Origin of the sequence: Lacticaseibacillus baoqingensis, assembly GCF_003946165.1 — a bacterium.
Classification (GTDB): domain Bacteria; phylum Bacillota; class Bacilli; order Lactobacillales; family Lactobacillaceae; genus Lacticaseibacillus; species Lacticaseibacillus baoqingensis.
The window spans coordinates 1-26603 of sequence record NZ_RHOI01000037.1; the positions used below are offsets into that span (position 1 = coordinate 1).

At 50.6% G+C, this 26603-nt stretch carries 24 protein-coding genes; 9 read left to right on the forward strand and 15 right to left on the reverse strand.

Annotated elements, in window-relative coordinates:
* Positions 1–54: 54 nt before the first annotated feature.
* Positions 55–351 carry a TetR/AcrR family transcriptional regulator gene (locus EKM91_RS11935; protein ID WP_125754146.1) on the reverse strand — a complete coding sequence of 99 codons (297 nt, stop codon included), beginning with the start codon at positions 349–351 and terminating at the stop codon, positions 55–57.
* Between the two features lie 129 nt (positions 352–480).
* Between EKM91_RS11935 and EKM91_RS11940 the strand changes: the two genes are divergently transcribed.
* The gene (locus EKM91_RS11940) at positions 481–1620 is read left to right on the forward strand and encodes an oxidoreductase (RefSeq protein ID WP_125754147.1); all 1140 of its coding nucleotides are present in this window, start codon (positions 481–483) and stop codon (positions 1618–1620) included.
* Positions 1621–1868: 248 nt separating this feature from the next.
* On the opposite strand, the gene EKM91_RS11945 is transcribed toward EKM91_RS11940, so the two are convergent.
* The 3 genes from EKM91_RS11945 to EKM91_RS11955 all read right to left on the reverse strand — a co-directional run bounded on the left by EKM91_RS11945 (position 1869) and on the right by EKM91_RS11955 (position 6052).
* The gene (locus EKM91_RS11945) at positions 1869–3137 is read right to left on the reverse strand and encodes an MFS transporter (RefSeq protein WP_125754148.1); all 1269 of its coding nucleotides are present in this window, start codon (positions 3135–3137) and stop codon (positions 1869–1871) included.
* Positions 3138–3141: 4 nt separating this feature from the next.
* Positions 3142–4719: an alpha-L-rhamnosidase-related protein gene (locus EKM91_RS11950; RefSeq protein ID WP_125754149.1), complete on the reverse strand. Its 1578-nt coding sequence runs from the start codon at positions 4717–4719 to the stop codon at positions 3142–3144.
* Between the two features lie 61 nt (positions 4720–4780).
* Positions 4781–6052, reverse strand: coding sequence for an MFS transporter (locus tag EKM91_RS11955; RefSeq protein WP_125754167.1), 1272 nt, complete (start codon positions 6050–6052; stop codon positions 4781–4783).
* Between the two features lie 146 nt (positions 6053–6198).
* Between EKM91_RS11955 and EKM91_RS11960 the strand changes: the two genes are divergently transcribed.
* The 4 genes from EKM91_RS11960 (at position 6199) to EKM91_RS11970 (ending at position 9026) form a co-directional block, all read left to right on the forward strand.
* Positions 6199–7251: an AraC family transcriptional regulator gene (locus EKM91_RS11960; RefSeq protein WP_225419522.1), complete on the forward strand. Its 1053-nt coding sequence runs from the start codon at positions 6199–6201 to the stop codon at positions 7249–7251.
* An 82-nt stretch (positions 7252–7333) separates the two neighbouring features.
* The gene (locus tag EKM91_RS11965; protein WP_125754151.1) at positions 7334–8188 is read left to right on the forward strand and encodes a fructosamine kinase family protein; all 855 of its coding nucleotides are present in this window, start codon (positions 7334–7336) and stop codon (positions 8186–8188) included.
* A 10-nt stretch (positions 8189–8198) separates the two neighbouring features.
* Complete coding sequence (locus EKM91_RS13965) at positions 8199–8348, forward strand: hypothetical protein (RefSeq protein WP_164508579.1); 150 nt, start codon at positions 8199–8201, stop codon at positions 8346–8348.
* Between the two features lie 33 nt (positions 8349–8381).
* Positions 8382–9026, forward strand: coding sequence for a DNA alkylation repair protein (locus EKM91_RS11970; RefSeq protein ID WP_125754152.1), 645 nt, complete (start codon positions 8382–8384; stop codon positions 9024–9026).
* 65 nt (positions 9027–9091) lie between these two features.
* Here the strand turns inward: EKM91_RS11970 and EKM91_RS11975 are convergent, their stop codons facing one another.
* Entirely contained in the window at positions 9092–10285 is a 1194-nt protein-coding gene (locus EKM91_RS11975) for a helix-turn-helix domain-containing protein (RefSeq protein WP_125754153.1), read from the reverse strand.
* A gap of 3 nt (positions 10286–10288) precedes the next feature.
* Positions 10289–10606: a hypothetical protein gene (locus tag EKM91_RS11980; protein WP_125754154.1), complete on the reverse strand. Its 318-nt coding sequence runs from the start codon at positions 10604–10606 to the stop codon at positions 10289–10291.
* A gap of 509 nt (positions 10607–11115) precedes the next feature.
* Between EKM91_RS11980 and EKM91_RS11985 the strand changes: the two genes are divergently transcribed.
* Positions 11116–13074, forward strand: coding sequence for an LPXTG cell wall anchor domain-containing protein (locus EKM91_RS11985; RefSeq protein ID WP_125754155.1), 1959 nt, complete (start codon positions 11116–11118; stop codon positions 13072–13074).
* Positions 13075–13191: 117 nt separating this feature from the next.
* A complete protein-coding gene (locus tag EKM91_RS11990) occupies positions 13192–14520 on the forward strand; it encodes a metallophosphoesterase (RefSeq protein WP_125754156.1) in 1329 nt (442 codons plus the stop codon).
* Positions 14521–14712: 192 nt separating this feature from the next.
* On the opposite strand, the gene EKM91_RS11995 is transcribed toward EKM91_RS11990, so the two are convergent.
* Both EKM91_RS11995 and EKM91_RS12000 read right to left on the reverse strand, forming a co-directional pair.
* Complete coding sequence (locus EKM91_RS11995; protein ID WP_125754157.1) at positions 14713–15102, reverse strand: DUF1093 domain-containing protein; 390 nt, start codon at positions 15100–15102, stop codon at positions 14713–14715.
* Between the two features lie 99 nt (positions 15103–15201).
* Positions 15202–16635, reverse strand: coding sequence for an aminotransferase-like domain-containing protein (locus EKM91_RS12000; RefSeq protein ID WP_125754158.1), 1434 nt, complete (start codon positions 16633–16635; stop codon positions 15202–15204).
* Between the two features lie 165 nt (positions 16636–16800).
* Between EKM91_RS12000 and pdxS the strand changes: the two genes are divergently transcribed.
* The gene (pdxS, locus tag EKM91_RS12005; protein ID WP_125754159.1) at positions 16801–17685 is read left to right on the forward strand and encodes a pyridoxal 5'-phosphate synthase lyase subunit PdxS; all 885 of its coding nucleotides are present in this window, start codon (positions 16801–16803) and stop codon (positions 17683–17685) included.
* Positions 17686–17688: 3 nt separating this feature from the next.
* Positions 17689–18243 carry a pyridoxal 5'-phosphate synthase glutaminase subunit PdxT gene (gene pdxT, locus EKM91_RS12010; RefSeq protein WP_125754160.1) on the forward strand — a complete coding sequence of 185 codons (555 nt, stop codon included), beginning with the start codon at positions 17689–17691 and terminating at the stop codon, positions 18241–18243.
* A gap of 79 nt (positions 18244–18322) precedes the next feature.
* Here pdxT and EKM91_RS12015 read toward each other — a convergent pair whose 3' ends face one another.
* The 7 genes from EKM91_RS12015 to EKM91_RS14120 form a co-directional block, all read right to left on the reverse strand.
* Entirely contained in the window at positions 18323–18829 is a 507-nt protein-coding gene (locus tag EKM91_RS12015) for a LeuD/DmdB family oxidoreductase small subunit (RefSeq protein WP_125754161.1), read from the reverse strand.
* Entirely contained in the window at positions 18826–20091 is a 1266-nt protein-coding gene (locus EKM91_RS12020) for a 3-isopropylmalate dehydratase large subunit (RefSeq protein ID WP_125754162.1), read from the reverse strand. Before EKM91_RS12020 ends, EKM91_RS12015 begins: the two co-directional genes overlap by 4 nt.
* A gap of 9 nt (positions 20092–20100) precedes the next feature.
* Positions 20101–21354, reverse strand: a complete 1254-nt coding sequence (locus tag EKM91_RS12025) for a dicarboxylate/amino acid:cation symporter (RefSeq protein ID WP_225419521.1) — start codon at positions 21352–21354, stop codon at positions 20101–20103.
* A gap of 125 nt (positions 21355–21479) precedes the next feature.
* Positions 21480–22646, reverse strand: a complete 1167-nt coding sequence (locus EKM91_RS12030) for a mandelate racemase/muconate lactonizing enzyme family protein (RefSeq protein WP_125754163.1) — start codon at positions 22644–22646, stop codon at positions 21480–21482.
* Positions 22647–22867: 221 nt separating this feature from the next.
* Positions 22868–23575: a GntR family transcriptional regulator gene (locus EKM91_RS12035; RefSeq protein ID WP_125754164.1), complete on the reverse strand. Its 708-nt coding sequence runs from the start codon at positions 23573–23575 to the stop codon at positions 22868–22870.
* Between the two features lie 105 nt (positions 23576–23680).
* Positions 23681–25552 (reverse strand): bifunctional diguanylate cyclase/phosphodiesterase, encoded by a 1872-nt coding sequence (locus EKM91_RS12040; protein WP_125754165.1) that lies wholly within the window; start codon positions 25550–25552, stop codon positions 23681–23683.
* Between the two features lie 262 nt (positions 25553–25814).
* Positions 25815–26396: a nuclear transport factor 2 family protein gene (locus tag EKM91_RS14120; protein ID WP_125754166.1), complete on the reverse strand. Its 582-nt coding sequence runs from the start codon at positions 26394–26396 to the stop codon at positions 25815–25817.
* Positions 26397–26603: the final 207 nt, after the last annotated feature.

The window sequence follows — 26603 nt, forward strand, 5'->3', positions numbered from 1 at the left end:
ACAGGTCGTATCGACTTGGTGTTTTTTATTTTGTCTGAGTGCTAATGATAGTGGCTAACTTGATTGTAAAACGCGGGCATCGAAAAAGTCATAGTAATGCGTGATGTTTTGATTGATCGCGGCGATCACTCGACCAGCAGCAAACGGCTTACCGGCCAGTACTTGGCAAAAAGTCTTGACCAAGTCGCCTTCAAAAGCCGCCAAAACTGACGCCACCGAGGCAAAGTGCCGATAAAACGTGCGCCGATCGATTCCGGCTTGTTTGGCCAACGCCGTGACGGTGATATCCGTATATGCGGATTGCCGCATCAGCCTTAAAAAGGCCTGCTTCACCTTTTCTTCAGTCGTCATCTCATCACTTCCCTAACAGGTTCAGTATGCCACAAAATCAGCAAAGTTGTGGCATTGATTTAAAGCGATTACATCAGCACAATTAAATTGTGATATCGTGAACTTGTATCAATCAAAGGAGCGATAGCTATGACTGAATCCAAAGCACTTTCAGCTTTAACCTTAGGTAATGGCGTCCAAGTGGCCAATCGTTTGATGATGTCGGCAATGTGTGATCTCGGTGGCACCCCTGATGGGCAAGTGACTCAAGAGCAAATCGATTTCATGCAGGCCCGCGCCGGGTTTGGCGCCTTGCTCGTCACCGCTGCAGCCTACCCGCAACCAAACGCGAAAGGCTTGCCTGGCCAGTATAGTGTGGCCAATGATGCGGATGTTGCCGGCTTAAGCCGGTTGGCGGCAGCGATGAAAAGTCGCGGTGCCAAAGCGATCTTACAAATCGCCCACTCTGGACGCGAAGCGGCGATCCCGGCGCAACAAGGACTGCGCGTCGTCGCACCGTCGAAGATGACTTTTCCTTGGATCAAATATCCGATCGCCGAAATGACGGCAGCCGATGTCGATGAGCTGATCGCAGACTATGGCAAAGCCACCCAGCGGGCCATTGACGCTGGGTTCGACGGCGTGGAGATCCACAACTGCAACCATGATCTGTTGCAACAGTTCTTCTCCGCATATTCCAACCACCGCAGCGATCAATGGGGCGGCAGCTTTGAAAAACGCGCAGCTTTACCATTGGCGGTGCTCAAAGAACTCCATCGCGTCATTACCGCTGCCAACAAGCCGGAATTCATCGTGGGCTGGCGCATTTCGCCTGAAGAAGTCCATGGTGAAACCGTCGGCTACACCGTGGATGACATGCTGAAGCAAACCAAGTTGGTACTCGCCGCCGGCATCGACTATCTGAATCTGTCGCTAACCGGGCTTGAGTATCGTTACGACTCAAAGCCCGCCGGCCACGCGCATACCTTTGCCCAGCTGTTCCACGCCATTATGCCGGCCAATGTGCCGCTTTATATCGGCTCTCAAGTCCATACTCCAGCAGACGTTGACGCCGCTTTGGCGGATGCTGACGGCGTTTATATGGCCCGTGAAGCACTGGTCGACCCTGAATTTACCGATAAGCTCAAAGCCGGGCGGACGGCGGACATTATCACCACCATGTCTGAAGCGCGGTTAAAGCAAGTGCACCTGCCTAAAGCCTTAGCAGAAGAATACGCGACTCCTGGCGGCTTCCGGGAACAGATCCCACTGGTCGGGCTGCCAAATTAAATCCAGACAAAGCACCAAGCAGCAACTTAAACGGTACTGACAAAAAAGTGACTAGGACATCACCGTCTAGTCGCGTTCTACAAAGCAACCCCCAGGAACACAAACGCCTTGGTACCGCGATTCTACATCGAATCGTGGCCCCAAGGCGCTTTTGTCATGGACTATAACCTCTTTGGTGTTTCAGCCGAGTTTAACTGTCTTTAAAACAAGCGATGCGCTGTGACCTGGCTGTGTTGGTTACAGTGTAGTCATCCCTTAGTGGACACGGTTGCAGTCAGACCACGTGTTTTTAACATATTCGTAATCACGATCGCAACGGTTCCGAAAATCACAGTGCATCCAACTAAGACCCACAGTAACAACTTTGGCGAATAAGCCATCAAAGTCGGTGTTACTAATGAGAATACCGCAGTCAATGCTCGGACGATCCCATATGAAAATCCGGTCATAGTCGCTCGCGCAGAAACTGGATAGAAGGTCTGATTCCAAATCTTGTAAAGTGCCTCCCCGCAAAGTACCGTACTACCTGAATAGAAAATATAGGCAATCGTGAAGACCTGCCATTTTTCGCTAAAGATTCCTGCCATCACAAAAGATACAAACGCAATGGCAATCCCTAGATACATCACAGGGTAGCGATATTTTGTATCAGCAAGCCGCACATAAACCAGGTTAAACGCTAGGCATACGAGGTTGGCGACCAAGGCAATGATCGTTGAATACGCTTGACTGCGCCCATCTACAGTAACCAAGAAGTAATTGACGAACGAGCCCCAAGTGTTAGCTGGCAGATTCCAGAATAAATAGAACACTGTTAATAACACTAACGGCAATATAAAGTGACCTTGACTGAGCAGCTCCTTCAGTGAATGCTTTTTGCTCGTACCATCCACTTCAGTCACCGCATCGGTATCTGGCACCACATGCGCTTCAATTCCTTTGATCTGTTTTGAAAATACCCGAACACACCAATTGATTAACGCAACCAGCGCGATCCATCCAAACAGAAATAAAGTACTGTGAGCGTTAGTCGCCGTTAAGAAACCAATAAACTGTGATAACAAGATTCCCATAGTCCAAAAGATCTGCGTCGATGAAATTGCGCGGCCATATGTTTCTTTGCTCATACGTTCAGAAATCACCGCCAATGACGTTGGAAGATCAGCTCCAGAAGCCAACCCGGCAATAATCGTCCCGACCAGTAAAACATAGAAGCTACTTGCCAGACCAATGATCAATGCCCCTACTGCCACAAAGAAAATATCAAAATTGAAGACCGTGACGCGACCCCAACGATCAGACAGCCAACCACCAACAAACGATCCTGCCGCCACTGACAGTGTCAACAAGGTACTGATCAATCCAACTTCCCAACTGTTGAGCTGCATTGCTTTGGTCCAAAGCGGCAACGCAACCCCCAAGCTGACCAGCAAAGCAGCATCGAGATATGAAGCAACCCCTGCCACAACGATCAGCAGAATATTGTCCTTAGTGAGTTTGACCTTATTATCAGCCATGCCCTCAACCTTCTTTCAATAGGTACTGATCAATCAAATAAACTGGTGTGCAGCTCCAGGCGTGACAATAACTATTCAACAAGGTACTGCCATAAGGTGAATAGTCTGGTCGATCGGGATCAAAGGCTTCCCAAAAGGTATCAGCGCCAAGCTCAATCATCCTGCCCCAATACTGTTTCATCAAAGCCACCGCTTGATCGTTCAAGCCACTAATAAACAGCGCTTCGACCACATGATGATACATGTACGGCGTGGCAATATTCTTCACAGGGAATAATTTTTCAACTGTCCGCTGCATCAGTGCCTTGGTTTCAGCTTGCGGCAGAACCGCTGCCAATGTCATCCAGACCTGACTGGCAATATTGGGTTCACGGTTAGGCCCGGAAACGAACAATCCTGCTTTTTGATCGTACAAACTCGTCCGAGCAAAATCAGTAAGCTGCTTCAATGTCGCGATATAAGATGAAGAATCATCCCCGTGTAATTGCGCCAAAGCGATAAATTGCTTCAACGTATAAATCAAAATAGCCTGTCCGGCTGCTCCCTTATCAAAATCATTGGACCAATCAACGAACACTGGATAATTATCATCCAGCACCAACTGGCCTTGATCATCCACTTTCGTCAGTGCAAGATCCATTTGTTTCTTTGCAATTGGGAACAAATCAGTGAGTACTGCAGAATCAAATTGATGGCGCATCAGATCGCTCAGTACCGACACAAAAAATAGCGAATAATCAAACAAGAACGTGTCATCTGGCGTATCTGCCGGACTGGTGAAAACATTAGCGGGAATCCGCCCATCTTCAGCAGTCATCCCAGCAAATAAGTACAAGCAGCGTTTCACCAACTGCGTATCATCAAATGTTGCATAATCAGCCAGTGCCTGTAGCCGCAAATCACCTAGCCAAAGCCGGCGATCGCGTTTAGGTCCGTCTTCAAAAACAGTTTGCATGCAGTCTTCCAAAGTCTTCAAACCCACGGTGTAGATTTTTTGCAGTTCGGGATCCTTCAGCTTTGGTGCTTCAAAGTTAGCAGGATCAACTGAACTTTTAGCCGTTACTTGCGCATCACTAAAGCTGACTTGCCATTTTGGCGACGTATCAACGACTGTCAGTTCAACATAGCGAAAACTGTAACGTCGTGGCAACTTGAGCTCAGTTGGCAATACATCCAGGTGCAACAGCTCCTCTTGGATCCAAGAACTACTGAGCCACCCTTTGTAGTCAGCGCTATTTTGACTCAACTCCACTGGCATCTCGGCAAATTTGACGCGCAATGTCAGCGGTGCGTCCATCGGTGACCCAACGGAATCGATATGCAACGAGAAATGGCCCACATAGTGGTTGCCAAAGTCGATGATCAAAGAATCGCCTTTTTTTAATGGCCGATCAAGGTTCTGATCAACTGCTGGCTTGGTCCAAATGCCACCAAGCTTACTGGAATCTTTTGTCAAGCTTACTAGTCGCTTTGACGTAATCGTTTTCATTTTTAGTATTGGTGCAGCCGCGGTCGCGGTTGCCAGTAACTGTTTATCATGGTTAAAATGAACGTCATTATTGATTTGAAACGTGAATGCCATATTATCTCTCCTTCAACATGAAGGCTCGTCGCAGTGGATCACGATGAGCCTTCAAGCATGCTTATTCGTCTAATCCACGAACGTTGTACTTATTCTGCAAACGCATCATGATGATGCCGGCAATGAAGCCAAAGGTCAAAAGCGCTGCAAAACCATACATCGTGCCGCGAATAGCAGATGGAACCACCAAAGCAGGGGTAATGATTGCAAACAGCCCACAACAGAAGCGGGAGAAGCCATTGATAAAGCCTTGTACAGATGCGCGGATTTCAACCGGGAAGGACTCTTGCGTCCAAACCTTATACATTGCTTCACCAGCGAGATTGTTACCGATGTTATAAAAACCGATAGCAAAAACAATTGGCCAGAGACTTGTGTTACTCATTGCCAACCCGAGCATCGCAAAAATCTGAATCAGCTGTGCAATCACAAAGATCTTGTTGCGCAGTTTGCCGCCAGATAGTGAAGCAAAAATACTCGTCGTTACTAAGCCCAACAGATTCAGCACGATCCCAGCGCCAGTAGCAAAACTTTGGCTAGCCTTGGCTTGCACTAAAACGAACGTCTGAAACTGCCCAAACGTATTGGCCAATAAGTTCCACGCTAAGTAAAAGATCATGATGCACGTAAAGAACGCAATATATTTACCAGCCCCGCTGCCGGTGAAGACGCTCTTAATTGAAACATTACTGCTCTTTTCAGCGCCGCCTTCTTTGGCTTGATTACGTTTTTCCCCTTCTTCGTGGAACTGACGGAATTTAGCCGACATGGTCCGCCATAACCAAGTGATAACTGCAACTAAGGCTAAAATCGTAAAGACGATACGCGCACCAGTTGCACCAGTGATCTTGGAAACCACAAAGGCGGCAACGTACGAACTTAAGACCCCGATCTGCCAAAAGACTTGTGTCGATGAAACCAGCTGGGATGACGTTTTATCATCTGGCGCATCATGGGAGATCATCGTCAAGCTGATAGGCAGATCAGCCCCAGACGCAAAGCCTGTAACGATCACTCCAGCTAACAACATGCCATAACCACCAGAGAACACACAGATCAACGCACCAATTGCATATAGCAGATCCATCCAGTTAAATGACCGAACCAGCCCAAAGCGTTTTGTTATTTGGCCGGACAGTAACGATCCAGCGGCTATCGCAAAAGTTAATGCTCCAGAAATGAATCCGACCTGCGCATTTGATAGTCCCAAGCCAGACTGCCACACGGTAATAGTAGCTGACAACCCAACAATAATACCGGACCCTAAAATAGAGCCAATGCCCGATGCAATCGCAAGCGGGCGATACTTTGAAAAGCTAGATGCCTCTTGCATGAATAATTCCTCCTCTTGAATACACTTACATCCTACAAGCAAGAGAAACCGCTAACAATATCTTAATTACACGAAAAACATTGCATATTCACAGGTTATAATCGTATACTAACCACCAATGTGTACCGTTAGGAGGCGTTATTTTGGTGCCCAAAACTTTGCATGATAAACTGTTCGCACTCAATGATGTCGAGCAACAGCAACTCGAAAGTGGCAATAATTTTAACTATATGGATTTGGACTTCATTGATAATCCAATTCCGCAAATGCCAGCGTGGAATTTTTTCAAAGACGGCGAAATCGCAGTGACGAAGAATAATCGGTTTTCTTATGTTCCTGCACATACGCATAGTTTCATCGAGCTAAACTATGTTTACGCCGGCAGCTGTACGCAATATATCAACGATGAAAAAATCGTCTTACACTCTGGCGAACTACTCTTGATGGACAAAGAAATCGTACAGCGGATCGACTATACCGGCAGAGATGACGTGCTTGTGAACATCTTGATCAAAAGTGATCCAAAAGTGAGTGATCTACTCCAATTGATCCCTGATTCTATCAATATCGTGTCACAACTTATCGATAATGTGGCCAATGACCACACGCTCCACAATAACTTCATCTTGTTTGATTTGAACCAAAATGTCATTGCCAAAAATCTGATTGCGTCCTTGATCCAAAAAGGGCTCACTACCCCGCTGCCACCTCAGCGCAATCAATCCTTGGCATTGATCTTATCGGCATTAATCATTGAGTTACGCACCACCGTCGAAAAAAGCGTCATTAATTTTACCGATACCGCTCGCGCTAGTCTTGTGCCGATTATCCGTTATATTAACGAAAACTACTTAACAGCAACTCTTGGCAACACAGCCAAGCAATTTGACTATAATCGTAATTACCTCAGCAACAAATTAAAGACAGCAACAGGCAAAAGTTTTCAAGAACTCATCGATCGGCGTCGACTGTCCGTTGCAGAAAACTTAATGATCAAAACCGATCTGACCAACGAGGAAATTTGTGACTTAGTGGGGTACCGCAACAGTGCGTCTTTGTATCGGCTCTTTCAAAAATATCTCAACAGTACGCCGGCAGCTTATCGGCGCAAGGTGCACCCGCGGTTTGATCACCTCGGCCAGCGGCTCCCCACCCAAGAAGAAGTGAATAACGGTGGGGCAACTGACACATCTCAGTAATTCTGTGTTAGTATCTGTACTTGTTTTGCATCCGCCGCCAAAAGTCGCTATTCTTGACTCAAACCGCTTTGGAGGTGTGCTGATGCTAACAGAAAAATGGCTTGCAAATTTACCTTTACCCCCGATCACCCAGGTAACGCCAGTCGGTGGCGGTGACGTGAATGCCGCTTATCGGGTGGCCACGACGCAAGGAACGTTTTTCCTGCTGGTGCAAGCACACCAGCCGGCTAGTTTTTATGCTGGGGAAATTGCAGGGCTCAAGGCCTTCACCGCTGCCAAGATCCGTGCTCCGCGCGTGATCGCGCATGGGCAAAGTGCAGGCGATGCTTATTTGATCTTGTCTTATCTTGAGCCGGTGGCAAATGGCGATCAAAGCGCGCTCGGAGCCTTAGTCGCAAAACTGCATGCTTATGCCAGCCCCACTGGCCGCTTCGGTTTTTCTCAGCCTTATGCCGGCACCAGTGTCAGCTTCGCCAATCCTTGGAGCGACTCTTGGGCGGAGCTGTTCATCAATCAGCGCCTGGATGTGTTAGACGCGGCCTTAGTGGCCAAACACCGCTGGGCTCCGCATCAGCGCACCGACTTCTTGCAAGTGCGGGCGGTGATCAGCCGCACGCTTGCCGCATACCCGAGCCAACCGGTGTTGCTGCATGGCGATCTGTGGTCTGGCAATTACATGTTCACGCCAGAGGGCCCGGCCTTGATCGATCCAGCGGCTTGGTATGGTGATGCCGAATTCGACTTGGCGATCACCACGGTATTTGGCGGCTTCAGCTCAGCGTTTTACCAAGCTTATCAACACGCTCATCCCCTGGCTGCCGGGTTTTCTTTGCGGCAGCACTTCTACCGTCTGTATTACTTGATGGTCCACTTGGACAAATTCGGCAGCGGCTATAGCCGCAGTGTGCAAGCAGAATTAGACGCGATCTTGGCGTGAAGGTGATCAAATGACGACAAAAATCGACATGCTTCAAGATGACAATTGGTTCCAACACCTAAACCCCGAAACCGACTATGCCCTTTATCGCGGCGGCGTGTTGCTTGGCCGCCTGGCGCCTGATCAGCCGATCAATTACAAAATGCGTACCATCAGCTGATGATCATGATCCCCCAACCTTAAAGGAGTAAAAATGCTCACCTTCACCTTATACGGCGATGCCGCCACCGCCCAAGCCATGGCCAAATACATGCGCAACCAGTTTCCGTTTGTCGGCCTTAAAACCCCTCAGCGCAAAGCCCAAACCAAGCCGCTGCTTCAAGCCAGCCGCACTTGGAGTACCCCTGACGTCTTGGCCGCCGTGCAAACCTTATATGCGCGACCCCAGCGCGAATACCAATACGCCGCCATTGAGTTAGCGCGAGAGCATGTCCGCGATTATGACTTAGACAACTTGCGCTTGCTGGCAGCGCTCGTCACGAAAAAAGCGTGGTGGGACACCGTCGACAGCTTGCGGCCGTTGTTTTGGGATTATTGGTGCTTGCATCCGGTCGACCGCCCCTGCTTGTGGGGCTGGTTTTATGGGCAAGCAGATTTCTGGCTGCGCCGCGTCGCCATCACCTTGCAACTGCAAGCCAAAGCCCAAACCGACTTGACCTTGTTAACGCAAGCCATCGACGCGGATCTGACGACGCCTGAATTTTTCATTCAAAAAGCGATCGGCTGGGCGCTGCGCCAATATAGCAAAACCGATCCCGACTGGGTGCGCGCTTTCATCACCACCCGGCCGCAAATGACAAAACTGGCCGTCCGCGAAGGCAGCAAGTACCTTGTCTAACCAAAAATCCCCCGCGATTGTTCGCCTGACGGCACGATCGCGGGGGATTTTAGCTTTCTTTAGCCCTAACCAGCCAGCTTTCGCTGCATGGATCTGATCAAATAAAACAATTCACCAAACAACTCTCCGGATGCATTCAGATCCCATTGGAAGATGACGGGTCGCTTTTGTTGATCCAGCACTAGCGGCAAAGCAGAATCTTTAATAATGAGATCAGCCGTTTCAAAATGATCGTGCACGAATTCGATATAGGGCTGTTGATCCAAGAACAATAACAGATCCATATACCCAACAGCAACTGGCTCCAGTAATAAGGCCACCTTGAGTCGCTTAGCAGGATGGGTTATTTGGCGCAGTTGTAATAAGTTCACATATAATGCAGTACTCATATCCAGTAATAGATCACCATGCGCTTCAATATCGGCTTCAGTGATGGCCTTAGCAGTTGCTTGTGTCACGGCTTGTTGCAAGCGCGAGTCAGGCTTGACGGCTGACATTTCCGGCTTAAATGCATAAGCGATCGTTGAACCCAGATCAAATCCCAATGTCATGACGCTAACAACCACTGCAAGGGTGCTGGCCAAGATCACATCGCCATATTGCGGATTCGTCGTTTGGGTCGGCAACACATCAGACTGCAAATTACCGATGATTGCTTTTGCCAGTGCAAATGCCTTGGGACTAAAGCGCTCGAACCGACCGATCACGACCCGCAACCGCGGATCGCCTGGCGTATAATAAATCGGCAATAAGAAACTGACTAAGAAAAGATGCTGCGACTCGCTGATCTGCTCTGGCCAAGTCAACTCGCGATTCTTTTTGAATAAATTTGCCACCGGATCGGCGATCATCGTCACCAACTCAGAAAACTGATGGTGATGCGCGACTCGAGATTGAGTAACTGCCACAAAATACGCCAGCAACTCTTGCAGCACCGGGCTGTGATACTCCAGTTTGAACTCTGAGTCCGCTTGGCGCGCAAACAGGCTCGCTTGCGTCCGAGAGCAATTAACGAAGGGCCACTCAACGCCATCTGTTGCCGACCAATACATCAGGGTCAAAAAGATCCGCACCCGGTCTTCATCACCAATGATCTGTATGTTCTCATAGACGATACGCAGTCCTAATTGCTTGGCCAGATCCCGCAATGGGCGTAAATACCGCAAACAAGTGACGCGTGAATATCCCACCGAATTAATAAACGCATTAAAATCCGGCAGGTCTTCTGCGATCAAATGTTGTAAAAACGCGAATGGCACTCCTTAGCGCACTAATGCCATTCGCAACCGGCCTTCACCAAGTGCAAACAGTTCTTCTTTTGAAGCTTGCGGTTTCTTTGCGATTGCCTGCAAGTCTCTGAGTAAGTGCATGTAGGTGTAATACACGGTGCCATAGTTTTTCTGCATCCGCACCGCGACTCGATGCAAGTTAAGCTCATCAAGCTTAGCTGCCCCTTGTGCCCGATCAGCTTTGCCATCTAATTGCATTTCCTGTTGCAGCGCATGTTCGATCTCGCGAAACAACCTGAGCTTTTCCGACGATTGCTTGGTCAAAAACAGCGCCTCTTCGATCCGATCCATTTCCAGTCCTCCTGGTTCAACCAACTTTTAGCATGCAGAAAAGCCAGTCGTATCACCAGTGACGACAAGGTGTTTGCTTTTCCAAAGGATACCATAACGCGATTGACGCGAACATTACTATAAACTATATACAATCAACTCGCAATATATAGTTTATTAAATTATAAATTAGGATAAAATTATCATGATGGCATTTTCAGTGACAGCAATCAGTCATAAACAACTGTTATATCAATTGTTGGTGTCAGGACTTGTCATGACAGGAAACATTATCGATAAAAGTCAACTTTATCTAAGATAATCTTTAAGTAACTATATATATCCTTCTGGCTTAATTAATTATTCTAATTATGTTTATATTTCAGACAAAATCAATTTTTATGAGATATTTAGTAGACTAGTATGTGCGGCCATACTATAATTTAAATGATTTCAAGTGTGGGCAAAGTAACTATTTTTTTATTGACCACACTTACATTCAAATTTTCGCGTCACATAGGAGGAGAATCATGACAGAAAACCGGGGAGCCAAAAAGCTCTATAAAGCACATAAAACATGGATCGCAGCAGGGATCGCTGCTGCAACATTGTTCAGCGTTCAAGCCTTAGGCGGCCAAACCGTCAATGCATCCGCTGCTGGCAGTGTCACCAGCATCAACCAGGCACAAGTCGATGCTGCCAAGTATGATGCCGGGTATGCTGCAGGCCAAAAGGTGGGCCAGTTAGGCGCCAACGCCGCAACGACCACCAACGCTTCTGCAAGCTATGTCGACGGTTATGCCGCAGGCTACGCTGCCGGTCATGCCGCTTGGTCAGAAAAGCTGAACACCAAGCCAGTGACTGATCAGTCTAACCAAAACAACGCTGATCAAACTGGCGCAGGTAAGACCACTACTAACGAAACACCGGTAACTACTGATCAAAGCAACCAAAACAATGCTGATCAAACGGGTGCCGGTAAGACCACTACCAACGAAACACCAGCAACCACTGATCAAAGCAACCAAAACAACGCCGATCAAACGGGTGCCGGTAAGACCACTACTAACGAAACACCGGTAACCACCGATCAAAGCAACCAAAACAACGCCAATCAAACCGGCAAGACCGCATCTGAATTAGATGCCTACGCTAAGGGCTTGCAATTAGGCTTAAAAGGCGTTTCCGCCGTACAAACCGACTACCTTAACAAAATGTATGCTGGCGATAAAGAGGCCTTCACTGCAGGCCTTAAAGCTGGTCAAACACAATTTCAAACTAAATTAGCGGCTACAAAGCTGGCTGAAGCTAACCAAGCTTTTGTTGATGGCCAACGTTATGGTGAAACTGGCGCCCAATTGCCTGATTTAGCTGGCAAGACGGCTAACTACAAGAACAACTTTGCCCAAGGCTTTGACGCTGGTGCTGCCACTCGCGCACAAAAACTAGCCTCTGCCAAGGACAAAGCGACTGCTAACTTTGAAGCTGACCACATGGGCCAAGCGACGACGCCTAGCCAAGACACCATTGATGCCGCTTCTAAGTTAGACGAAGCCAACACCGCCTTTGTTGATGGCCAACGCTTCGGCGAAACTGGTGCCATTTTACCTGACTTAGCCGGCAAGTCCGACAACTACAAGGACAACTTTGCTAAGGGCTTTGACGCTGGTGCTGCTACTCGTGCACAAAAATTAGCCGCCGCTCAAGACAAGGCTAACGCTGAAAACCAAGCCAACCACATGGGCCAAGCGACGACGCCTAGCCAAGATACCATCGACGCCGCTTCTAAGGCTGACGAAGCCAACACCGCTTTCCGTGCTGGCCAACGTTATGGCGAAACTGGTGCCCAACTGCCTGATTTAGCTGGCAAGTCTGATAACTACAAGAGCAACTTTGCCCAAGGCTTTGACGCGGGCAACGCAGCGCGCGCCCTTAAGTTGACAGCTCAAAAAGCAGAAGCCAACCAAGCCTTCATCGATGGCCAACGCTACGGTGAAACCGGTGCGCAACTGCCTGATTTAGCTGGCAAGTCTGATAACTACAAGAACAACTTTGCCAAAGGCTTTGATGCTGGTGCCGCTACTCGCGCCCAAAAGCTCGCTGCTGCTAAGGCTAAGCATGGCCAAGAAGTTTTGGACAGCCACAAGAAAGGCCAAGACTACACCGACTACAAGAAGATCGATCAGGCCTACGCTGATGGGTTAGCCGCTGCCAAGAAGGCTGCTGCTGAAAAGCAAACCGACACGACCACCACCCCAACTAAAGACGCCGCAAAACCAGCCGCTGCTAAGACGACGGCCGTCAAGGCCGCTGTTGCCGCTAAGACTGCGCCGAGTGCAACTGCCGTGACAACGGCTGCTAAGAGCACCGCTGCAGCCTTGCCAACCACAGGTGACCAAGGCAATACATTTGCCACTGCCGCTGGGGTCTTGGCTGTGATGGGCGCGTTGTTCGGCTTAGCCGGCACATCGCGCAAAAAGCGCGCATAATTACGGCACCACTTCTCCGTATCAGACGCGTGCTGAAAACACCGCATTCTTCGCGAATGCGGTGTTTTTTTGCTATCATGATGCGCTACACTTAAAGAGCAAATCAAGGGGGGAATGATGTTGAAAAAACTGCTCGCTGTAATCGGCGCGCTGTTAGCCATGGTGGTTTTTGCGGCGAGCTTGGCGCATTTTTACCCGCAATCGCCGCAACATGAAGTGCCCTTGACCACCACTAGCCGCCCTACATTATGGGTCACTAGTGACACGCATTTTATCGCCCCCAGCCTGCATGATGACCAAACCGCTTGGGGGTGGGTCAAAGCAAGCGCCGCCGGCAAAGACATGCAAGATCAGCCGATCGCGATAAAAGCCTTCGTCCATGCCGCCTTAAAGGCTCACCCAACGGCGGTGATCATCACCGGCGACGTGACCTTCAACGGCGCTTTGGCTTCCGCAAAAAGCATTGCCAAGCGCTTAGCCCCGCTGCAACAAGCCGGGATCCATGTCTTGGCGATCCCTGGCAACCATGACATCTATGACGGCTGGGCGCGCAAGTACACTGGCAAAGCGCAAACCAAAGTCACGCAGATCAGCCCAAAAATGTGGCGCCAGGTGTTTGCCGATGGCTACCAACATGCCGCCAGCATTGACCCCAACAGCCTCAGCTACGCGATCACGCTCAACCGCGATTACCGCTTATTGCTGCTTGATTCGAATATTTACACCATTCAGCCATCAAACCTGGCGCCAAATACTGGCGGGCAGCTGAGCAAAAGCACGTTGACTTGGTTGCGCCAGCAGCTGGCGGTGGCCAAAAAACGCGGCCAGCATCCCTTGGTCTTCATGCACCATAACTTGTACCCCCATGCCAGTCATGCCTCAGGGTGGGTGCTGAATAACGCTGAAGCCGTGCGCAAGCTGCTATCTGCCTATCAAGTGCCGGTAGTGTTTTCCGGGCACATCCATGCCCAAGACATTATGGCAGATCCGGCTGGTCAAGCCACGCCTAAAGAGATCATCTCGGCCAGCTTTACGCAAACCCCTGGCATCTACGGCGTGATCAAGCTGACGCCTGAGACGTTTGACTATCACACCCAAGCCCAAGACCTCACCCCAGTGCTTTCAGCCAAGCAAAAAAACGGGCATCTCGGCCACTACCAGCGGTATTTGGCGACGATGTTCAAGCAGACGCAGGCTTTGCCGATCGTCTATCAACAAGCCAAAGACGCCGGTCTCAAAGGCCGATCCCTGATTGCCGCCAGCAACTTTTTGGCCGAGTTGAATTGGCGCTTCTTCAGCGGCAATGATACTTCTGGCTTGACGCAGCTCAAGCAGCTGCCAGGCTACGCTGCGGTGATGGGCAATCACAAGCTCCGCCAACAGGTAAAGCCCTTGCTGCAAGATCACGACCTGCCGGATCACCACCTGTTCCTTAAGCTAGATTAAGAATTGCCTAAGGTGCCGAAATTATCTGTTTGCCCTCTCAAAAGCGTGCTATGATGCTTTCATAGATAGCCACAAAGCGCTTTCTGTTTTGACGCCTCCCAGCGCAGGGAGGCGTCATTTTGTTGTCTCGAAGTTTGCTTTCGGCTGCCAACAAAAAAATCGCCCTCACTCACTGAGGACGATGCGCTGATTTTATTGCAATGCTTTTAGCGCTTGGGCTGGGACTTGATTCACCGAGATCGTTTGCATCCCTTTTGTCACGCGCTTAGCCGAAACTTTGGCGGTCACATAACTGCCTTTAGCCAGCGGGGTCGGATCGGTGCTTTCCGGACCTTCCCAAGCAACATGCTTGGTTTCGCCTTTGGCATTGGCCCAAGTAAAGTCATATTCATAATAATAAACTTGCTGGCCGTTTTTCTTGTAATCCGCGCCGCTGTCAGTTTTTGATTTGTGTTTGACCGCTGCCGGCACCTGCGCGTAGGCGGTCTCACCATTGTAGGTGGTATTCCAGTAACTATACGCCTTGTAACCGCCAAAAACGACGATGACCAAGACGATGAGGCCAATGATTGCTTTACGCATGCTGATCACTCCTTAACTTAATGGCTAAGTTGATTATCGCATCTGCGCACCATTTTGGCCACGAACAAAATCGTCACTTGTCTGACATGGTCATCACCGTTATGCATGCGCAACGATCGCATACACTGCCTGTGCTAATCGTGCTTGCAGGGCTGCTTTTTGGTCAGGCTTTAAGCGGGCATAACTCATCCGCACTTGGTTGTGGTGACTGCCGAATAAGAAATCCGGCCGCACCAACACCCCAGCGTGCAAGAAGGGACTGTAATCTGCAGCCCCTAAAGGTTTGGCCGTGTTCAGCGTCACCCAAAAATGGTTATTGGCCGCAGGCAATGCATAGTCGACTAATCGCGCTTGCACTAATGGTGCTAGTGCCGCCGCCAACACGGCTTGCCGTTCATCGAGGCGTTGTTGCTGCTTAACCACCGCTGCTGCCAGATCCGGCTGAGCCAATAATTGTGCGGCGATCGCTTGCGGGAACACACTGATCTCAGCTTCCATTTGCTGGCGGATCTGCGCCAATCGCTGGACTACGCCAGGCGGTGCGATCAGCCAGCCGATGCGGGTATGCGGCCCTAATAATGGCGATAATGAGCCGATATACAACACATTGTCCGGATCTAAGCGATGCAGAGGCGGCACCGCTGCTGGACGCAGCGCATTGGTGATCCCCAGCAAGTCATCTTCGACGATCGGCAGGTGCAAGGAACGACAATGCGCGAGTAGTTTTTGCCGCTGGGCGAGCGTCATCGTCGCGCCAGTCGGATTTTGACCAGTCGGGTTGACGAACAAGAAGCGCACATGATGTTGGTGATACACTTGCGTCAACGCTGCCAGATCCAACTCACCGGCATGCAGCGGCACCCCATAGATGCGGATCCCGGCGGCTTGAAATAAAGTCAGCTGATAAAAATATGACGGTGCTTCAACCGCGATCGCATCGCCATCACTTAACAACCCTTGCGACAGCAAATAATACGCTTGTTGCGCCCCAGAGGTGATCAACACCTGCTCTGGCGTCACCGCCCCCAACAACGGCTGCAAGCGCGCCACGACGGCACGTTTCAACTCAGCGTCGCCAGTGATATCCATCTGCCGCTCTTGCGCATACAAAGCCGCCACCGACAAGCCAGTTGGCGTCAGCGGCACCGCCAGTTCGGCGGCAATGGTCGAATCAGCCAAGTCGATCATACCAGGGGTTTGCCGCAATGCCGCCAGCCGCAATGAAAACGGATCTGGGCCGCTTAAGCGATTGGTGGACAAATAATCATGCCAGCGCGTCGGTTGGGCGACTCCCCACTTATCGGCATTGACCCAAGTACCACTGCCGACTTTGCGCGTCAATAAGCCTTGGCTGACCAACTCCCCTAAGGCTCGTTGGATCGTTGAGCGATTCACTCCGAGGGTTTGGGCCAGCCACCGTTCCGCCGGCAAGCGGCTGCCCGGCAGCAGCTCGCCAGCATCAATGGCGGTCGTGATCAATGCGATCACCCGCAAATAAGCGGGATGATGGGTTTGCGGTAACTGCCAATTCATGTGCTTCCTCCTAATATCAAACGCTCTGTATGATTTATTTGCTGGCTAAGCTTCACGAAGCCGCTGCCGTCTAATTGGGTGGTATTTTTACCATCCAATTGGTGGTTGGCGTTGCGTTCAGCCTACCATATGCTAAGACCAACTTACAAGATGAGGTGAAGCTAAATGGCAGAAACAGGAACAACTTTAGTGAAACGTGGAATGGCTGAAATGCAAAAAGGCGGCGTCATCATGGACGTGGCCAATGTTGAACAAGCAAAAGTCGCAGAAGCCTCCGGTGCCGTTGCGGTCATGGCGCTAGAACGCGTCCCTTCGGATATTCGCGCAGCCGGCGGTGTCGCACGGATGTCAGACCCGGCGATGATCGAAGCCATCATGGCCGCCGTTTCCATCCCTGTCATGGCTAAGGCCCGGATCGGCCATATCGCCGAAGCACGGATCTTAGAAGCGATCGGCGTCGATTATATCGACGAAAGCGAAGTCCTCACGCCAGCAGATGACAAGTATCATATCGACAAGCGTGACTACCAAGTGCCGTTTGTTTGCGGCTGTCGTGATCTTGGCGAAGCCTTGCGGCGCATTGCCGAAGGCGCATCGATGCTGCGTACCAAAGGCGAACCGGGCACCGGCAATATTGTCGAAGCCGTGCGCCACATGGAAAAAGTCAACGAAGACATTGCCCATGTCCACGCCGCTGATGACAATCAATTAGTGACGTTAGCCCGCGACTTCCGCGTCCCGCTGGACCTGTTGCGCGACGTACACGAAACCGGCAAACTGCCAGTTGTGAACTTCGCTGCCGGTGGCGTGGCGACGCCAGCTGATGCTGCTTTAATGATGAACCTGGGCGCTGACGGCATTTTCGTCGGTTCTGGGATCTTCAAGTCTGACAACCCAGAAAAGTTTGCTAAGGCCATCGTCACCGCCACCGCCCACCCGACGGATTATGCCTTGATCGCCGAAGCCTCCAAGAATCTCGGCGCCCCAATGCGCGGCATCGAGCTATCAACTTTGACTGATGATCAAAAAATGTCGCAACGGGGGATCTAGTCCATGGTGATTGGTGTATTGGCCCTGCAAGGGGCCGTTTCAGAACATGTGGCGATGCTGCAAAAATTAGGCGCCGCCACACAAGAATTGCGTGAGCCGCAAGATCTGACCGGCTTGGATGGCATCGTCTTGCCTGGCGGCGAAAGTACCACGATGCGCAAGCTGCTTGAACGCGTTGACATGCTGGCGCCGCTGCGGGCCCAGATCAAAGCCGGACTGCCGGTGTTCGGGACTTGCGCCGGAATGGTTTTATTAGCGCAGCCAGAAAGCTTGAACGCCTTGCCTGCCACCGTTCAACGCAACGGCTTTGGCCGCCAGAAGGAAAGCTTTGAAGCGGATCTGACGGTGACAGGCTTTGACACGCCGTATCACGGGGTCTTCATCCGCGCACCGTATTACTCGGCGGTTGAAGCGCCTGTGACCGTGCTGGCAACGGTCAACGACGACCGCATCGTCGCGGCGCGCTACCAGCACTTGCTGGTGACGGCTTTCCATCCTGAACTCACAGCAGACCCCCGCTTTCACCAGTTATTCTTGGAAATGGTGGCGGGAAAATAGTTTGTTTCCACGTGAAACATTGGCACCCGTCAAAAAGGAACCTGCATGACTGCTTGCAGGTTCCTTTTTGGCTGTCTTATTATCCGCTTACGCCTTGATGCAGACGCTGCCGCATCAAGGGCTTGATCCCGCCGGCTTGCAAGATATCGACTGCAATGCCGCTTAACTGCTCCCCTTGCCAAGTATGCTCGGCTGTTTTGACTATACCTGAAAGCAAGTCCAACTGTACCGTTTCATGAGCAACGATCGCTCCATGCAGCGGTGGACACACCAGCAGCGGCAGGCCTAGATTGATCGCGTTGCGATAAAAGATCCGGGCAAACGACTCGGCGATGATGGCGCCGGCCCCCATGCCTTGCAACGCGATAGCCGCATGCTCGCGACTTGACCCGCAACCGAAGTTTCTCCCGGCAACAATGATCCCACCAGACGGAAAATGACCGGCGATCTGCGGGTCGATCCCTGCCAAACAATGTTGGGCGATCGCTTGAGGATCGACTAACGCCAGATAATGGCCAGGAAAGATCTGATCGGTATCAATGTTATCGCCCAACACGAATGCCGGACCAACAACTGTCTGCTTCATTTGATCGCCTCCAAAATCGCTGCGCGCGGATCCATGATCTGCCCCGCAATGATACTGGCGGCCACCGTGGCGGGACTGGCGAGATAGATATCGGCATCAACGGCACCCATCCGCCCTGGGAAGTTGCGGTTGGTGCTGCTGATACAAGTTTCACCGCTGGCTAAAATCCCTTGGTGCACGCCTAGACAAGCCCCGCAACCAGGTGCGGTGACGGTGGCGCCGGCGGCCATCAGCGTTTGAATATAGCCGGCTTGAATGCCTGCTTGCAACACGGCTTGCGATGCGGGCACAACCAACAGCCGTTTATACTCGGGAATGTGGCGCCCAGCAACGATTTTAGCGGCAATTTCCAGATCTGCTAATCTTCCCCCGGTACAACTGCCAATGTAGCCTTGATCCACCTTGACCCCAGTACCTGCCGCCACTGGCCGTACATCATCTACGTGCCCGGGAAACGCGATGACCGGCTGCATCTGACTGACGTCAAACGTTAACGTCTGGGCATATTGAAAATCAGGATCTGTGGTTTCCACATGATAATCAACGACGCCATGCGCGGCTACATAGTCTAAGACCGCTTGATTTGGCTGCATGTATGCCGTCTTGGCCCCAGCTTCCACGGCCATGTTGCAAATCGTCATGCGCCCAGCGACGCCTAAGTGGTCAACATAATCCCCGATAAAATCGATCGCCTGGTAAACTGCGCCATCCGCATGTAAGGTCCCTAAGACAGTCAAGATCACGTCTTTAGGGGCCACCCCCAATGGCGCAGTGCCGTTGAGCCGGACGGCGATCACTTCAGGAACGCGCAGCCATAACTCGCCAGTCAATAAGATCGTGGCCATATCGGTGGCCCCGACGCCTGTCCCCATCGCGCCAAACGCCCCATGAGTGGTGGTATGGCTATCAGTAGCAATCAAGAGCATGCCAGGATAAACCAACCCGGCTTCTGGCATTACCTGATGGCAAACACCGCTATCGACGTCAAAATGATGCTTGAAATGATTGGCTTTTGCAAATGCGCGCATCTCTTTGTGATTTTGCGCGCTTTGCACATCTGGCGTCGGCGCAAAATGGTCAAAGACAAACGCACATTTCGTGTTATCCCAAACGCGGGTCCCCCCCATTTCCTTAAATGAGTAGATGGTTTGTAAATACAGATCATTGATCTCTGCAAAATCGACCTTGGCAGTGACGATCTGACCGCTTTTCACGGTTTCAAGCCCGGCGTGATGCGCCATGATTTTTTCAATCGCATGCATAACCAACACCTACGATTCGACAGGATCAACATCTGGATCAACCGGATGCAAATCAAGTTCATGCTCGGACTTGGCAACCAGCACTGACGTGGAAATATCCGCTGTTACGTTGGGAATGATCCGACCCATATTCAAGAGCCGATCGACCCCGGCTAATAAGCCGACAGTCGACAATGGCAAGCCCGCGGTTTGCAAAACCACCGAAACTGCGATCAAGCCGGAACCAGGCACGCCTGCCAAGCCCAACGATGTCACCGCAGCGATCAACATGATCCGTAATAACTGAATGACGGTGAAATGCACCCCATAAATCTGCGAGGCAAAGACAATGGCTACCCCTTCATAAATCGCAATGCCATCCATACTCATGTTCGAGCCGATCGTAATGATAAAATTCCCGATCCGATCAGAGACACCGAGGCGCTTGACCGCCCGTAATGACAGTGGAATCGTGGCCACACTTGATGTGGTCGAAAAGGCAAACACCATCGGCTCTCGTGACGCTTTCAAGTATCGGCCCAGCGGGATCTTGCAGATCAGCCAGCACACGATCAAGCCATGCAAGACGATGGTTTGGATCCCGGAAGCCGCATACACGGCAGCGATAGCCTTAAGATAAGGCCAAATAATGGCGATCCCGCTTTTCCCGATCACGCTGGCCATCAAGCCAAACACGCCAATTGGGGTAAAGCCGAGGACAACATTCACAAAATGTTTCATGGTTTCAGCCAGCGACTTGCAGACGTCTAACATTGGCTTGCCTTTATCCCCGATCGCCAAGATGGAAAAGCCAAAGATGACGGCAAAGAAGATCACTTGCACTAAGTTGCCTTCAGAAATCGACTTCACAATATTACTCGGGATAAAACTCAAGATCGTATCCGAAATCGTGACCGATGCGGGCTTGGAAACATGCACATTGGCAACGTTGATATTCGCCCCTTGCCCAACATGAAACAGTAAACCGAAGCTCAAGCCCAAAGTGACCGCAATCAATGTGTACACCGCATAGGTCCCGACCGTCTTCATGGCGATCTTCCCGAATTGCTTCATGTCATCAATATCCGCGATCGCCACTACCATCAATGAAAAGACCAAAGGCGCCACGACAACTTGTAACAAATTGACCAAGATATCACCTAACACGGTGAACATGGTCGCTTGCTTGCCCATGACCAGACCCGCGATGATCCCTAAGGCAAACCCGATCATGATCTTGGTGAATAAGGACCAACCACGCATCTTTGTGATCATTGCTTTCATTGGAAACACCTCTTTCTCGTGCTCAAATTATCACAAACATAAGCTTAAAAAATACTGTTAATGACCGCTGTTTCGACAAGTAGACTTGCAGAAACGTTGTAACCATTAACAGCATCCGTAACCAATTATGATTCAGCGACACCTTCCAATACTTTCATGAGTTTAGCTTTCGTTTCAAAGCCGATCCCTGGCACTTGCGGCATTGCGACATAGCCATCTTCGATCGCGATATCATCCGCAAACCCACCGAATGGTTCAAAGATGCCTGGATAAGATTCGTTGCCGCCAAGGCCTAAACCAGCCGCAATGTTCAAGGACATCTGATGGCCGCCATGCGGGATGCAGCGCCGAGAAGACCAGCCGTTTTCCTTCAACATCTTCAAGGTGCGCATGTATTCAACCAAGCCATAACTCAAGGCGCAGTCAAATTGTAAATAATCACGCTCTGGGTCCATGCCGCCATAGCGGATCAAGTTGCGGGCATCTTGCATCGAGAACAGATTTTCACCGGTCGCCATGGTGTTGTGGTAATGCTTGCCTAATTCATGTTGTAATTCAAAATCGAGCGGATCGCCGGCTTCTTCATACCAAAACAGGTCATATGGGGCTAACATCTCGCCATATGCGATCGCTTGTTCCAGGTTCAACCGCCCGTTGGCATCAACGGCCAAGTGCTTGCCGGAAGGGACCACTTCCAAGGCCGCTTCGATCCGGCGCTTGTCTTCTTCTAGCGAATTGCCGATTTTCATCTTCACGACAGAATAGCCAAGCGCCAAGTACCCCTTCAGTTCGTTTTGCAACATCGTGTCATCTTTACCTGGTTGGTAATAGCCCCCAGCCGCATAAACAAACACTTTGTCGTCTGGGTGCCCATCCCCATAGCGTTCAGACAACAGCCGATATAATGGCTTTTCTTCGATCTTAGCTACCGCATCCCAAATCGCCATATCGATCGTGCCGACTGCCACAGAGCGTTCACCGTGCCCACCAGGCTTTTCGTCGGTCATCATGATCTTCCACAGCTTGAACGGATCAAGATTGGTCCCATCATCGGTCAAATAATCTTCTGGCTTTTTCGCCATGATTCTTGGGATCATGCGGGAGTGAATAATACCGCTTTGCGCATAACGACCATTAGAGTTGAAGCCATAACCGATGACTGGCTTGCCGTTTTTGATCACGTCAGTAATGATAGCCACGACTGAAACGTTCATCTTAGAGAAATCAATGTATGCATTCCGAATACTAGAACTGATCGGTACAGGTTGTTCCTTAATCTCGACAATACGCATAATACAGGACCTCCGCATGTATTTTAATGGGTTATGTTGTAAGCGCTTAACACAAGTACAGTATATTTAGCGTATACATTAATGTCAACCTGTTTTTCATATTATTTTGTCAACGTACTGACGTTTGTTATTGAAACGGGATTAAAACCAAATAACCACGGGGATTTCCAAAAATCCTCGTGGTTATTTGAAATGATACTATTTATTTGTTAGCGTATACATTATTCCTGGCTTTGCTTCAAAATAGCGATGATCTCGCGACTGCCGTGATGACGGTGCGCTTGCATCAATTCATCTGCCGCCTTGCCGCTGCCGGCGCGCATCGCCGCGATCACAGCCCGGTGCTCTTGGATCGAATGTGTTGGCAGCTGCCGTTCTTTGATCGTATACAGCCGCGCACGATACATTTGATCAGAATAACTATCCATCAAGCTGGACAGCCGCTGATTCGCCGCGATTTGCACGATTTTAGTATGAAACTCCTGGTCAACTGCAACGTACTCATGCAGATCATGGGCATACATCAACGTCTCTTGCCGATCGATCAAGCCGCTTAATTCGCTTAGGTCATTATGCTGTGCCTGCTCAGTCGCCAATGCCGCCGCCAACCCATCCAACACAGCCGTGATTTGGGAGATCTCGCGGATCGGGTCGGCCAATATCGGCTCCACGGTGAAGCCTTTGCGCGGAATCACTTTGATCCAGCCCGCCATTTCCAAGCGGATCAACGCTTCGTGTACTGGCGTCCGGCTCATCTCAAGCATCGCCGTAATCTCGCGTTCCAAAAACGCTTCCCCTGGCGCAAGATACAATTCCCGGATCGCTTTTAAGATCACCGCATACGCTTGTTGCGTAAGCGGCAGCGCTTGTACAGCTTGCTTGTAGCGCAGCAAGATCTGCTGAATTTGTGTTGGCGTGGTGGCGGTCATCGGCTTGTCCTCCCTGTTTGGATGATTTAGTCTTCAGTATACACCGCCCTAGAATTTCCGTCGAAAAAGCAAATAAAACCACCAGCGACGCTGCTGGTGGTTTTATCACGCTAAGCGCGGCAATTCCGGCCGATCGAAATAGTAGCCTTGCAAATACCTGGCGTGCAACACCCGCTGGGCAAAATCAGCATCGACGCTATTTTCGATCTCATTGATGATAAAGCTGACGTGATAAGGCGCCAACGTGTCTCGCCAACGATGGGTATCATGCTGTGCCAACCCGACCGGATATTGTTTGCGCAAGCTATTGCATGCGACTTTTAAGCTGTCGATATACGGCAAGCGCGGCTCAAGCTGCGCCAACGGTTGGCGCGCATCCACATTGACCAACGCGATTTGGATACCATTGCGGCGGTAGCGCGGTGCTTCAGCGGCTAATACCCGGACTTGGACGCTTAGATCCAACTCGACGACCAAGTGTACCGGTTGCGGCTGGTTCTGCACGAATGCCAGCAAGCGCTCAGGGGTATCAACATCTTCAAACTGGCGCTGCGTCAGGTGCAACATGATCTGATCGGTATCGCCAATGGTCAATAAGTCACGGATATAATTCAGCTGGACATCGATCGGCAACATGAAGCGCGAGGGAAAATTCCACCGATCATGATCGTATTCATACCGGGCGACTAAGACTTCTTTGGCGACCACTTTGCCTGCGGTTTGCGTGTCGATCACATCTTGGCTGATCAAGGTGCGCGTGGCCATCACATGTTTTTTCATGTGATTATTCAAGGTGCGATCGCCGATCGTGATCGCGTTGCGGCCGTTGTGCTTGCTTTGGTACAAACTGGCATCCGCGCGGGCATATACATCATCGAAGCGCTGATCACTCGGCTGCAATTCAGCGACCCCAATGGACAGCGTCGCATGCACCGTATAATCGCCAGCTTCAAAATGCTGTTTTTGCACCGCCGCCCACACTGCTGTCACGATGGTTTGCATATCCCCATGCGAGACATCGACGAACACGATACTGAACTCCTCGCCGCCAGTACGGTATAGGGAATGCTGCCCTTGATGGCGCCGAAGTTCAGTCGCGATGGTTTTGGCCACGCCGATCAACACCTCGTCGCCGACCAAGTGGCCATAATGGTCATTGATCTGCTTAAAATGATCGATATCGATCGCTGCTACCGTTAACTGATGCCCGCCAGCATGTGCGGCTTGAAAAAAGCGGGTGACATCGCGGCGGTAGATCGCGGCACTTTTGGCATTCGTTAAACTGTCATAATGCGCCAGTTGGGCATTGGTTTGATTACGTTGTTCCAGTTGACGATCGCGCGCTAATGTGATCGCAGTCACCACCACCATGACCAAATACATCGACAACCCTTGGACGATGATCGGCGGGGTGATCACCAAGCCGGCTGAATGCCGCGGCAACAAGGTCCAAAAGCTGACCCCGATCAGCGTATACACGCCAATGTGCCGCCATACTGTAAAGCGGATCTGCTCGCGAAAATGCCACAGCACCCCGACCCCAATGCCTGCGCCAACCACTGAAAGCAAAAACTGCGGCCGGTCAAAATAGCCCATGTGATGCATTGCCCAAACATCGGCGATCCCTAACAGTCGCAACCCATATTCCCACCAGGTGATGCCTTTATCCAATAAGGTAAACGTTAAAACAAACAGTCCCATGTTGTGAAACATTAACCCGGTGGCATTGGTAAACACCAGCCACCCCACCATATGTAATCCTGTGCCGATCCCTACCGATGCGCCGATCATTAATGCTCGCACTAACCACGCCATCACCGGTTTATCGGCTAACAGCACAAATGCCAACTGCCAAACCCGCCGATAATAGCTGATGAATCCCGTCGCGAACATGAACGTGATCAGCAACTGGGCAAACCACAAAGGCGTATTTAACGGCCCCGTCCCAAATGTTGCGGCCGGATGTGTCATGTCCATATTCACATTTGTCCCCCCAGACTCGCGTGACGAAAACACTTTGAAACGCTATTGCAAAAATTATAATCCAAAAACCGTTAAAATTAAAGTCAATGGCATTAACTATATTTAGGTAACGCAAAATATTTTCCAGTCACCACTCGCCTCGCATTTTATCCCGCCACAGCTCGCACCAAAAACGCCTTGAAATCCGATTCGCAAATCGTGGTTTCAAGGCGCCAAGATGATGGCTCAAACTACCTGCGATGCCCCTCGCTTGAGGCTACTGGATCCATGCCTGGGCTTTGGCATACACTGGCGCAACGGTTTCTGGCCGATCAACGCCGATGCCGTCTTGGCCGATCTGCCCACCGGCTTTGATCCGCGTATACGCCAAAAAGCGATATGAAGCGCGCAGACTTTTGGCCAAAGCTTGATCAATGTGCAAATCGGTCCCAGGGATCTCCGGGGTCAGGGTATCGGCTTCATTGATCGCCGTCATATCGCTGATCTTCCACTCATCACCGCGTTTTTCGACGCAATAGATCAAGCGCATAAATGATTCGACGATCGCAATATTGTCGCCTAATGCGACCCAATGCTTAGTCGTTGAGGGTAATTCGACATAGGCGCGCTTGCCATTGAGATGGACGATCGGTGCGCCATAGCGGCCGACCAACGGCAAGCTGGTGGCATAATCGACTGGCCGCTGCCCGACAAAAGTCGCCCGCGCATTCCCGGTCGACCAGCTGGTGGTGACGGTGGCTTCTGGCCAATAACAATTCGCCAGTGCCTCATTCAACCCGCGCCCGCGAGCTTGGCGTTCCCATAAAACTAACTGACTGATTGTTTCGATTGCTGACATGGCGTCCTGCTATATAAAATGTGGAAGAATGTCTAATGACACTAGTAAAGGATTATATTTTTCCTTTCATAGTTGTACATTCATTATTTTATTTGGTCCCGTTAACACCAGTATTCTTACGTCGGTAGTAACCTTGCAACATTGACTGGCTCTTGAACCTTTAGGACATAGCCTGCCCTTGAGCATATTGAATCAAGTTCTGTACGG

Excerpts from the sequence above, each read along its gene's own strand:
- EKM91_RS11945 (WP_125754148.1), bottom strand. The coding sequence starts at position 3,137 with ATGGCTGATAATAAGGTCAAACTCACTAAGGACAATATTCTGCTGATC.
- EKM91_RS11970 (WP_125754152.1), top strand. The coding sequence starts at position 8,382 with ATGCTCACCTTCACCTTATACGGCGATGCCGCCACCGCCCAAGCCATG.
- EKM91_RS12040 (WP_125754165.1), bottom strand. The coding sequence starts at position 25,552 with ATGGACATGACACATCCGGCCGCAACATTTGGGACGGGGCCGTTAAAT.
- EKM91_RS11980 (WP_125754154.1), bottom strand. The coding sequence starts at position 10,606 with ATGGATCGGATCGAAGAGGCGCTGTTTTTGACCAAGCAATCGTCGGAA.
- EKM91_RS12035 (WP_125754164.1), bottom strand. The coding sequence starts at position 23,575 with ATGACCGCCACCACGCCAACACAAATTCAGCAGATCTTGCTGCGCTAC.
- EKM91_RS13965 (WP_164508579.1), top strand. The coding sequence starts at position 8,199 with ATGACGACAAAAATCGACATGCTTCAAGATGACAATTGGTTCCAACAC.
- EKM91_RS11995 (WP_125754157.1), bottom strand. The coding sequence starts at position 15,102 with ATGCGTAAAGCAATCATTGGCCTCATCGTCTTGGTCATCGTCGTTTTT.
- pdxS (WP_125754159.1), top strand. The coding sequence starts at position 16,801 with ATGGCAGAAACAGGAACAACTTTAGTGAAACGTGGAATGGCTGAAATG.
- EKM91_RS12015 (WP_125754161.1), bottom strand. The coding sequence starts at position 18,829 with ATGAAGCAGACAGTTGTTGGTCCGGCATTCGTGTTGGGCGATAACATT.
- EKM91_RS12000 (WP_125754158.1), bottom strand. The coding sequence starts at position 16,635 with ATGAATTGGCAGTTACCGCAAACCCATCATCCCGCTTATTTGCGGGTG.
- EKM91_RS12020 (WP_125754162.1), bottom strand. The coding sequence starts at position 20,091 with ATGCATGCGATTGAAAAAATCATGGCGCATCACGCCGGGCTTGAAACC.
- EKM91_RS11990 (WP_125754156.1), top strand. The coding sequence starts at position 13,192 with ATGTTGAAAAAACTGCTCGCTGTAATCGGCGCGCTGTTAGCCATGGTG.
- EKM91_RS11965 (WP_125754151.1), top strand. The coding sequence starts at position 7,334 with ATGCTAACAGAAAAATGGCTTGCAAATTTACCTTTACCCCCGATCACC.
- EKM91_RS12025 (WP_225419521.1), bottom strand. The coding sequence starts at position 21,354 with ATGAAAGCAATGATCACAAAGATGCGTGGTTGGTCCTTATTCACCAAG.
- EKM91_RS14120 (WP_125754166.1), bottom strand. The coding sequence starts at position 26,396 with ATGTCAGCAATCGAAACAATCAGTCAGTTAGTTTTATGGGAACGCCAA.
- EKM91_RS11950 (WP_125754149.1), bottom strand. The coding sequence starts at position 4,719 with ATGGCATTCACGTTTCAAATCAATAATGACGTTCATTTTAACCATGAT.
- EKM91_RS11955 (WP_125754167.1), bottom strand. The coding sequence starts at position 6,052 with ATGCAAGAGGCATCTAGCTTTTCAAAGTATCGCCCGCTTGCGATTGCA.
- EKM91_RS11940 (WP_125754147.1), top strand. The coding sequence starts at position 481 with ATGACTGAATCCAAAGCACTTTCAGCTTTAACCTTAGGTAATGGCGTC.
- pdxT (WP_125754160.1), top strand. The coding sequence starts at position 17,689 with ATGGTGATTGGTGTATTGGCCCTGCAAGGGGCCGTTTCAGAACATGTG.
- EKM91_RS12030 (WP_125754163.1), bottom strand. The coding sequence starts at position 22,646 with ATGCGTATTGTCGAGATTAAGGAACAACCTGTACCGATCAGTTCTAGT.
- EKM91_RS11935 (WP_125754146.1), bottom strand. The coding sequence starts at position 351 with ATGACGACTGAAGAAAAGGTGAAGCAGGCCTTTTTAAGGCTGATGCGG.
- EKM91_RS11985 (WP_125754155.1), top strand. The coding sequence starts at position 11,116 with ATGACAGAAAACCGGGGAGCCAAAAAGCTCTATAAAGCACATAAAACA.